Origin of the sequence: Micromonospora deserti (assembly GCF_003236335.1) — a bacterium.
In the GTDB taxonomy this organism is placed as follows: Bacteria; Actinomycetota; Actinomycetes; order Mycobacteriales; family Micromonosporaceae; genus Micromonospora; species Micromonospora deserti.
Window position 1 is genome coordinate 1 of sequence record NZ_POUB01000245.1, and the last position, 8,945, is coordinate 8,945.

Sequence of the window (8,945 nt, forward strand, 5' to 3'; positions counted from 1 at the left end):
CCGCCGCCCCCGCCGCCGCCCGCTGCGGCACCTGCGGCTTCTACCTGCCGCTCGCCGGCGCGCTGCGGCAGGCCTTCGGCGCCTGCGGCAACTTCTTCGCTCCCGACGACGGCCGGGTGGTCAGCGCCGACCACGGCTGCGGCGCCCACTCGGAGACCATGGTCGAGACCGGCGACACGCCGGTCGACGAGATGCCCACGGTCTACGACGACAGCGCGGTCGAGACCGTGTCGGTCAGCCGGGCCCCCGGCTCGGTGGCGGCGGCGGAGCCGGCCGAGCCGTACGGGCATTCCTGACAGGTCGGGTCAGCGGCTACCGCGGCGGCGCCGGCGGTTGGCGTCGTGGCGCATCATCACGGCGAGACCGGGCAAACCCCACAGGAAACCGGCCAGGCAGGTCCAGAGCCAGTCCTGGTGACCGTGCTCGGTCAGCCAGTCGCGGAAGACCAGCAGCATCAGCCCGACGAGCGCCCAGACGGCCATCCCGGCGAGGGCGAACGGCACCATCGGCGGGTCGAGCGGCTCGGGTCGCGGCGGCTGCTCCTTCGGCACGCGGCAAGCGTACGCGATCAACTTTCGCTGCCGGCCGGTGATCTGCGACGATGCGCGCGACAACGGAAGATCACCTGCGAGGACCTGATGGCAGTAGCCCCGCCGGACAACGGCACACCGCCCGACCCCGCACATCCGCGTAACGGGTTCGACCGGTACTTCGAGATCTCCGCCCGCGGCTCGACGATGAGCCGTGAGGTACGCGGTGGCCTGGCGACCTTCTTCACGATGGCGTACATCGTGGTGCTCAACCCGCTCATCCTCGGTGGTGCCGTCGACGGTGACGGCCGTTCCCTCCCGATCCCCGCCCTCGCCGCGGCCACCGCGCTGGTCGCCGGCCTGACCACCGTGCTGATGGGCGTGGTGGGCCGGTTCCCACTGGCGCTCGCCGCCGGCCTCGGCGTCAACGCGCTGGTCGCGTATGAGATCGCCCCGGAGATGACCTGGGCGGACGCGATGGGCCTGGTGGTGATCGAGGGCGTGATCATCGCCGTGCTGGTGTTGACCGGCCTGCGGACCGCGGTGTTCCGCTCGGTCCCGACCCAGATGAAGACGGCGATCGGCGTCGGCATCGGCCTGTTCCTGACCATCATCGGCCTGGTCGACGCCGGTTTCGTCCGCCGGATCCCGGACGAGGCGAACACGACCGTCCCGGTCGGGCTGGGCATCGGCGGCAAGCTGGTCAGTTGGCCGATGCTGGTCTTCGTGGTGGGGCTGCTGCTCACGCTGGTGCTGGTGGCCCGCCGGGTCAAGGGCGCGATCCTGATCGGCATCCTCGCCTCCACCGTGCTGGCGATCATCGTCGAGGCGGTGGCGAACGTCGGCCCGTCCTTCGTCGACGGTCAGCCCAACCCGAAGGGCTGGTCGCTGAACGTGCCGGAGCTGCCGGAGACGGTGGTGGACGTGCCGGACCTGTCGCTGCTCGGCAACTTCAACGTGCTCGACTCGTGGGGCCGGGCCGGCTGGGTGGTCGTGCTGATGTTCGTCTTCACCCTGCTGATCACCGACTTCTTCGACACCATGGGCACGATGGTCGCGGTCGGCCAGGAGGGCGGCATGCTCGACGAGCGGGGCACGCCGCCACGGGCGAAGGAGATCCTGCTGGTCGACTCGATCGCCGCGGCGGCCGGCGGTGCGGCGAGCACCTCCAGCAACACGTCGTACATCGAGAGCGCCGCCGGTGTCGCGGAGGGCGCCCGCACCGGCGTGGCGAACCTGGTCACCGGTGGGCTGTTCCTGCTGGCCATGTTCCTGGCGCCGCTGGTGGTGGTGGTGCCGTTCGAGGCGGCCTCGACCGCGCTGGTGGTGGTCGGCTTCCTGATGATGACCGCGGTCCGGACCATCGACTGGTCGGACTACGAGATCGCCATCCCGGCGTTCCTCACCATCGTGCTGATGCCGTTCACCTACTCGATCTCCACCGGCATCGGCGCCGGCCTGATCACCTATGTGGTGGTCAAGCTCGCCAAGGGCAAGGCCCGCGAGATCCACCCCTTGCTGTACGGCGTGGCCGCGCTCTTCGTGCTGTACTTCCTGCGCGGGCCGATCGAGTCCGTGGTGCTCTGACGCCCTGCGCCGGGCCGGTGACCGAACGGACATCCGGCCCGGAGCAGGGCGATCTCCTCGTGAGCATGGTCATATCAGATGTCATTAGCCAGGCTCATTAGTTAAGCTAACTATCGTGACGGAGCGGACGGTGACGGCGAAGAGCGTGCCACCGGCGCAGCTGGCACCCCAGCTGCGTGATGCGATCACCCGGCTCAACCGACGGGTCCGCCAGGCCCGGCCGGTCGGCGACCTGACGGTCACCCAGCTCTCCGCGCTCACCAGCCTCCGGCTGGCGGGCGCGCTGACGCCCCGGGAACTGGCCGACGTCGAGCGGGTGCAGCCACCGACGATGACCAAGATTGTCGCGAAGTTGGAGGAGCGCGGCCTCGTGCAGCGCACCCCCCACCCGACCGACGGTCGCCAGGTCATCCTCGCCGCGACCGAGGGGGGACGGGCCGTGCTCGACCAGTTCGAGCGCGTCCGGGACGAGTGGCTGGCCCACCGGCTGGCCGAACTCAGCGACGCCGAACGGGACACGCTGCGGCAGGCGGCGGAGATCCTGCAACAGGTCGCCCGCGCCTGACCCGCGCCTCGCGCGTACCGCGCCGCGCCGTCCGACGGCGATGACGCATACGCGAGGAGGCGCACCAAGAGTGCAGGCGAGGCTGAGCACGATGTTCCAGTCCCTACAGGTCCGCAACTACCGGCTCTTCGCATCCGGGCAGCTGATCAAGCTGATCGGCGTCTGGATGATGTTCATCGCCCAGGACTGGCTCGTCCTCGAGCTCTCCGACGACTCCGCCACCGCGCTCGGCGTGGTCACCGCACTCCAGTTCACCCCGGTGCTGCTGCTCACCCTGCTCTCCGGGCGGCTCGCCGACCGCTACGACAAGCGGATGCTGCTCTTCGTCGCCAACGCGGTCTGGACGGTGCTGGCGCTCGCCATGAGTCTGCTGGTCATCACCGGCCTGGTGCAGCTCTGGCACGTCTTCGCGTTCGCCGCCCTGCTCGGCGTCGCCAACGCGGTGGAAACCCCGGTCCGGCAGGCGTTCGTCTCGGAGCTGGTCGGCACCGCGCTGCTGCCGAACGCGCTCTCGCTGAACGCGGCGACCTTCAACTCGGCCCGGATCGTCGGGCCGGCCGTCGCCGGTCTGGCCATCGCCGCCTTCGACGTCGGGCCGGTCTTCCTGCTCACCGCGCTCAGCTCGATCGCCCCCCTGGTCAACGTGGTCCGGATGCGCCCCGCCGAGCTGCACCGGGAGGCGCTCCCGCCGCGCGACGAGCGGGCGTCGGCCAAGGTGATCGACGGGCTGCGCTACGTCCGGCGCCGCCCCGACCTGCTGCTGCCGATGGTGATGGTCTCGGTGATCGCCATGGCGCTGTTCAACTTCCAGCTCACCCTGGCCGCGCTGGCCAAGACGGTCTTCAACACCGGGGCGGCCTCGTTCGGGCTGTTCAGCAGCGCGCTGGCGGTCGGCGCGCTGATCGGGGCGCTGGCGGGCACCGGCCGGCGCAGTCGCCCGTCGGTCTGGCTGGTGCTGGGCGCGGCGGTCGCCTGCGCCGCCTTCGGCACGCTGGTCGGGCTCGCCCCCGCGTACTGGATGGTGGTGGCGTTGCTGCTGCCCACCGGGTTCTTCATGGTGTTTTTCGCCCAGGCCGCCAACCAGCGGATCCAGCTCGGCACGGACGCCGCCTTCCGTGGCCGGGTGATGGCGCTGTGGGTGCTGGTCTTCCTCGGCACCAACCCGGTCGGCGCGCCGCTGATCGGCTGGGTCGCGGAGACCTACGGCGCCGGCGCGAGCATCTGGATCGGCGGGCTCATCTCGCTGACCACCGCGCTGCTCGCGCTGACCTGGCAGCTGCGCCGCTCGGGTGCCCGGCTCCGGTTCCGGGTGCTCCCCATGCCGCGCTTCTACGTCACCCCCACCGACTGCTGAGCCGGGAGGGGCAGCTGGGACGACGTCCCGTTGGGCGGATGGCGCGGATGCGGCCAATCCGGTGGCGGCCCGGCGGGAAGCGGCTTAGCGTCGATACGTGGAGGTCGGACGCGCCCTGCTGCTGGCCCTGGCGTTCATCGCGGTGGCCAGCCTGCCCGCGGCGATCGCCCTGCTCTTCTGCGCCGACGAGATCCTCGACCGGGTGGTCTGCGGGTACACCGAGTGGCGGGACCGGCGGCGGGAGCGACGCACCATCGCCCGCCTGGACCGGGCGGTCGAGGCCGACGCGTTGACCCGTGACATCGACCTTAGCGACCTCGACCGGGCGGACCGCCGCCCGCTGGAACGGCTCGCCGCCGACCTGCGCCGGCTCGGCAGCCAACGGCTCGGGGTGGGTGGCCGCTCGATGGTCTGGCACGGTGCGGTGCTCAAGGCGTACGACGACCGGCTCCGGCTGGCCTGCCGGGCCCTGGGGATCACCGAGCACCTCTCCGAGCTGGAGGGCGTCGACCTGGAGATCGAGCGGGTCCGGGTGGAAGGGCTGTTGCACGCCGCCGGGCTGGCGTTGCCCGCGGCCCGGGCCGGCCACCGGCAGCGTCACCGGTGAGCGGCGGCCCGGTTGAGGCTCTTCGTCGCGGTCTACCCGCCCGCGGAGGCGGTCGACGACCTGTGCGGGCAACTCGCCCGGCTGCGGATCGGCGCGGCCGCCGCCGAGGGGATCAACGTCCGGCTCGCCGACCCGGCCCACGCGCACGTCACTCTCGCCTTCCTCGGCGACGTCGAGGCCGACCAGCTGATCGAGGTGGAGAGCGCGCTGGGGCTCGCGGCCGAGTGGTCCCGAAACGGCCGGGAGGCGGCGCCCCGGCTCCGGCTCGCCGGCGGTGGGCGGTTCGGGCGGGGCCGGTTCACCGTGCTGTGGGTGGACGTACGGGGTGAGGTGGCGACGCTGGCGGTGCTGGCCCGGCTGATCCGTTCCCGGCTGCGGCACGCCCGGCTGCCGCACGACGAGAAGCCGTTCCGCCCGCACCTGACCGTCGCCCGCCCCGGCGACCGGGTGCCGCCCGCCGACGTGGCGGCCGACCTGGCGGCCCTGCATGACTACCAGGGCCCGGAGTGGCCGGCGGCCGAGATGGTGCTGATGCGCAGCCACCCCGGCCCCCGGCCGACCTACGACCGCCTCGCCGCCTGGCCGCTGTGACCGGTGCTCACCAGGCCCAGGCCTCCGGGCCGGGGCCTCCGTTGCCGATCGGCGGGAAGAGCTCGTCGAGGCGGGACAGGGTGGCCGCGTCGAGGGTGACGTCGAGCGCGCCGAGGGAACGGTCCAACTGATCCACGGTGCGCGGGCCGATGATCGGGGCGGTCACCCCCGGACGGGAGAGCAGCCAGCCGAGCGCCACGTCCGCCGGGTCGTGACCAAGGTCGGCGCAGAGCTTCTCGTACGCCTCGATGGTTGGTCGGTGCTCGGCCAGCGCGTCGGCGGAGCGGCCGGTGGCGCCACGCGCGGCACCCCCCTCGGCCATCTTCCGCAGCACCCCGGCGAGCAGCCCGCCGTGCAGCGGCGACCACGGGATGATGCCCAGCCCGTGGTGCTGGGCGGCCGGCACCACCTCCAACTCGACGTGCCGGGTGAGCAGGTTGTAGATGCACTGCTCGGAGACCAGGCCGAGGAAGTTGCGCCGCCCCGCCGCCTCCTGCGCCACCGAGATGTGCCAACCGGCGAAGTTGGACGATCCGATGTAGAGCACCTTGCCCTGGGCGACCAGGGTTTCCATGGCCTGCCAGATCTCCTCCCAGGGGGTGGTCCGGGAGATGTGGTGCATCTGGTAGAGGTCGATGGTGTCGGTCCGCAGCCGACGCAGCGAGCCTTCGCAGGCCCGGATGATGTGCCGGGCGGAGAGGCCCTGCTCGTTGGGCCACTCGCCCATCTTGCCGTAGACCTTCGTGGCCAGTACGACCTTGTCCCGCCGGCCGCCGCCCTGGGCGAACCAGCGACCGATGATCTGCTCGGTGACCCCCTCGCCGGTCTGCCATCCGTAGACGTTGGCGGTGTCGAAGAAGTTGATCCCCTGTTCCAGGGCCCGATCCATGATCGCGAAGCTGTCCGGCTCGCTGGTCTGCGGCCCGAAGTTCATGGTGCCCAGGCAGAGGCGGCTGACCGACAGACCGGTACGACCCAGATTCGTGTACTCCATACGGTCACCCTGCCACGGCGGCACCTCGAGTGCCTCGCGCCGACTCCGGCGACGGGGACCGCCGCCGGAGTCGGTCGGGTCAGGAGGACTCGCGGGCCGCCGGCCCGCTGCCGAAGAGCACGTCGTCCCAGCTCGGCAGGCGCTTGCGTGGCTTGCCGGTGGCGTCGGTCGACTCGCCGGTCGCGCCTCCCGGCGCGTTCGTGCGGCGCGGCCGGAGCACCGCCAGGGACGGCACGGCCGGCACCTCCTTGGGCGCGTCCGAGTCGTCGTCGAACGCCGAGCCCTGGCCGCCGCCGAGCAGCGCCGCCGCTCCGCCGCCGACCGCCCGCTGCCGCGGCGCGTCCGACCCGGTCAGCGCGGCCGGGGAGCGCGGGTCGAGCCCGCGGCCGGAGGTCGCGCCGAGCGGCCGATCGAGCGAGGCGAGCAGGGCGTCCCGGCCGGCCCGGATCGGGTCGCGGCCCGGACGGGCGTGCTCGGCAGGGGCCGGCAGGCCGTGCCCACCGCGGCTCGGCTCGCCGCGCGACGGGCCGGGCAGCGCGTGCCCGCCCCGCTCCGGCGCGGGCTCCTGCCCGAGGATCGGGGTGGGACGCTCCGCGCAGAGGTACTGCGCCATGTCGTCGTGCGGGGTGACTGCCTGCCGGGTCTTGTCCAGATCCCAGACCGCCTGCGCGGTGGCCTTGCCGGACGGCCAGGTGGCGACGATCCGCCAGGTGCCGTCGTCGCGGCGCCACGCGTCCCAGGAGATCTTCTCGGTGTCGATGCCGTGCTGGGCCAGCCGGCCGCTGACCACCTCGGCGAGCGGCGTGGGCTTCTCGGCGCCCTTGAGCCGGGTGCGTCGGGCGTGCTGGGCTAGCATCGCGCGTTCCTGGAGCACCGGGCCGGCGTAGCGCAGCACCCGATCGACCGGCACGCCGGCGATCCGGGCCACGTCCTCGGCGGACTCTCCGGAGCGGATCCGCGCCTGGATGTCGCGCGGGGAGAGCGACGGCACCGGGTCGGCGGCGGCCGGCGGGGCCACCGCGAGCGGCGGGCCACCGGGCTCGGCGTGCAGCGCGCCCGCGACGCGCTCGTCGATGGGCAGGGCGAGCAGTCGCCCGACCTCGTCGGCGAGCACCAGGGCCTGGCCGTCCTCGGAGAGGGCGACGAAGCGTACTGGGCGCATGACGTTGCCTCCGTCCCGCTTCGCTGGCCGCGCGCCACGGGCCGGCCACCCGGGCGTCTCGCACCACCGTACGCGCATCTGCCCGCAGGTGGGGGATGCGACACCCGCATGTCGCGACTGAGCTGCGGCGATGATCACGGTCGGTGGCCGTCGGGGCGCCGGCGGCCACCGACCGTGACGGTGGTCAGAGCCGCTCGACCACGTAGTCGATGGACGCGGTCAGCGCCTCGACGTCGGCCGGCTCGACGGCCGGGAAGAGCGCGACCCGCAGTTGGTTGCGGCCCAGCTTGCGGTACGGCTCGGTGTCCACGATGCCGTTGGCCCGCAGCGCCTTCGCGACCGCGGTGGCATCCACCCCGTCGACGAAGTCGATGGTGGCGACCACGTTGGAGCGCAGCGCCGGGTCGGTGACGAACGGCGTCGCCACCGCGGAGCGCTCGGCCCAGCCGTAGACGACGGCGGCGCTCTCGGCGGTGCGCTTGGCCGCCCAGGCGAGGCCGCCCTGGGAGTTCATCCAGTCGGTCTGCTCGGCGGCCAGGAAGATGGTGGCCAGGGCCGGGGTGTTGTACGTCTGCTCCAGCCGCGAGTTGTCGATCGCGGTGACCAGGTCGAGGAAGGCCGGGATGTACCGGCCGGACGCCTTGATCGCGCCGGCCCGCTCCAGCGCCGCCGGCGACATCAGGGCCAGCCAGAGGCCCCCGTCGGAGCCGAAGCACTTCTGCGGCGCGAAGTAGTAGACGTCGGTCTCGCCGACGTTGACGTCCAGCCCGCCGGCGCCGGAGGTGGCGTCGACCAGCAGCAGCGCGCCCGGGTCGGCGCCGGCCACCCGGCTGATCGGCACCGCGACGCCGGTGGAGGTCTCGTTGTGCGGGGTGGCGTAGACATCCACGCCCGCCTCGGCGACCAGGGTCGGTGCGCTGCCCGCCGCCGACTTGCGGATGGTCGGCTCGCCGAGGAACGGCGCGTCCCGGACCGACTTGGCGAACTTGGCACCGAACTCGCCGAAGCTGGCGAACTGGGCCCGGTCCCGGACCAGGCCGAATGTGGCGACCTCCCAGAACGCGGTGGTGCCGCCGTTGCCGAGGACCACCTCGTAGCCCTCGGGGAGGGCGAAGAACTCGGCGATGCCCCGGCGCAGCCGGGCCACCTGGTCGCGAACGGTCTTCTGCCGGTGCGAGGTGCCCAGGTAGCTGGTCGCCACGTCGGCGAGGGCGGAGACCGCCGCCGGACGGACCTTGGACGGCCCGCAGCCGAAGCGGCCGTCGGCGGGCTTGATCTCGTCGGGAATCCGGATGGTCGGTACGTCAGCCACGGTTGTCAAGATCCTTCCGCATGGGCCGGGGCCCGGTGAGCTGGCGGGCGCGGACCGGCGGCGGCGCGGGGCGCACGGCGGCCGGGATCCGAGCCAGTTTCCGGCGGCACTGCCGAGCCTCCATCCTCCCACCCCGGCCGGCCGGACCATCGGCTGGTCCCATCCCCCCAGCTGAGGCGTGCGCCACAGCCCTCGGGATTCGGGTGCGGCTGTTGCTGCCCTGGCGACAAGAAGTGCACCCGG

Annotated in this window: 10 protein-coding genes; 6 read left to right on the forward strand and 4 right to left on the reverse strand. The window is 72.8% G+C overall.

Features of this window, described 5'->3' with window-relative positions:
* The coding region (locus C1I99_RS25310) for a DUF3027 domain-containing protein (RefSeq protein ID WP_146604052.1) at nucleotides 1–296 on the forward strand (296 nt) is incomplete at its 5' end.
* Between the two features lie 9 nt (nucleotides 297–305).
* Here the strand turns inward: C1I99_RS25310 and C1I99_RS25315 are convergent.
* Nucleotides 306–551 carry a DUF2530 domain-containing protein gene (locus C1I99_RS25315; RefSeq protein ID WP_111136697.1) on the reverse strand — a complete coding sequence of 82 codons (246 nt, stop codon included), beginning with the start codon at nucleotides 549–551 and terminating at the stop codon, nucleotides 306–308.
* 87 nt (nucleotides 552–638) lie between these two features.
* Between C1I99_RS25315 and C1I99_RS25320 the strand changes: the two genes are divergently transcribed.
* From C1I99_RS25320 to thpR, 5 genes are all read left to right on the forward strand, one after another.
* The gene (locus C1I99_RS25320) at nucleotides 639–2,117 is read left to right on the forward strand and encodes an NCS2 family permease (protein WP_111136698.1); all 1,479 of its coding nucleotides are present in this window, start codon (nucleotides 639–641) and stop codon (nucleotides 2,115–2,117) included.
* A gap of 115 nt (nucleotides 2,118–2,232) precedes the next feature.
* The gene (locus C1I99_RS25325) at nucleotides 2,233–2,682 is read left to right on the forward strand and encodes a MarR family winged helix-turn-helix transcriptional regulator (protein WP_199562386.1); all 450 of its coding nucleotides are present in this window, start codon (nucleotides 2,233–2,235) and stop codon (nucleotides 2,680–2,682) included.
* 70 nt (nucleotides 2,683–2,752) lie between these two features.
* Nucleotides 2,753–4,036, forward strand: a complete 1,284-nt coding sequence (locus C1I99_RS25330; RefSeq protein ID WP_111136700.1) for an MFS transporter — start codon at nucleotides 2,753–2,755, stop codon at nucleotides 4,034–4,036.
* Between the two features lie 97 nt (nucleotides 4,037–4,133).
* Complete coding sequence (locus C1I99_RS25335) at nucleotides 4,134–4,643, forward strand: hypothetical protein (protein WP_111136701.1); 510 nt, start codon at nucleotides 4,134–4,136, stop codon at nucleotides 4,641–4,643.
* 12 nt (nucleotides 4,644–4,655) lie between these two features.
* The gene (thpR, locus tag C1I99_RS25340; RefSeq protein ID WP_111136702.1) at nucleotides 4,656–5,234 is read left to right on the forward strand and encodes an RNA 2',3'-cyclic phosphodiesterase; all 579 of its coding nucleotides are present in this window, start codon (nucleotides 4,656–4,658) and stop codon (nucleotides 5,232–5,234) included.
* Between the two features lie 7 nt (nucleotides 5,235–5,241).
* On the opposite strand, the gene C1I99_RS25345 is transcribed toward thpR, so the two are convergent.
* The 3 genes from C1I99_RS25345 to serC form a co-directional block, all read right to left on the reverse strand.
* On the reverse strand, nucleotides 5,242–6,228 hold the full coding sequence (locus C1I99_RS25345) for an aldo/keto reductase (RefSeq protein ID WP_111136703.1): 987 nt from the start codon (nucleotides 6,226–6,228) through the stop codon (nucleotides 5,242–5,244).
* 79 nt (nucleotides 6,229–6,307) lie between these two features.
* Nucleotides 6,308–7,390, reverse strand: coding sequence for a septation protein SepH (sepH, locus tag C1I99_RS25350; protein ID WP_111136704.1), 1,083 nt, complete (start codon nucleotides 7,388–7,390; stop codon nucleotides 6,308–6,310).
* A gap of 184 nt (nucleotides 7,391–7,574) precedes the next feature.
* On the reverse strand, nucleotides 7,575–8,702 hold the full coding sequence (gene serC / locus C1I99_RS25355; protein WP_111136705.1) for a phosphoserine transaminase: 1,128 nt from the start codon (nucleotides 8,700–8,702) through the stop codon (nucleotides 7,575–7,577).
* Between the last annotated feature and the right edge of the window lie 243 nt (nucleotides 8,703–8,945).

Excerpts from the sequence above, each read along its gene's own strand:
- C1I99_RS25320 (WP_111136698.1), top strand. The coding sequence starts at position 639 with ATGGCAGTAGCCCCGCCGGACAACGGCACACCGCCCGACCCCGCACAT.
- C1I99_RS25345 (WP_111136703.1), bottom strand. The coding sequence starts at position 6,228 with ATGGAGTACACGAATCTGGGTCGTACCGGTCTGTCGGTCAGCCGCCTC.
- sepH (WP_111136704.1), bottom strand. The coding sequence starts at position 7,390 with ATGCGCCCAGTACGCTTCGTCGCCCTCTCCGAGGACGGCCAGGCCCTG.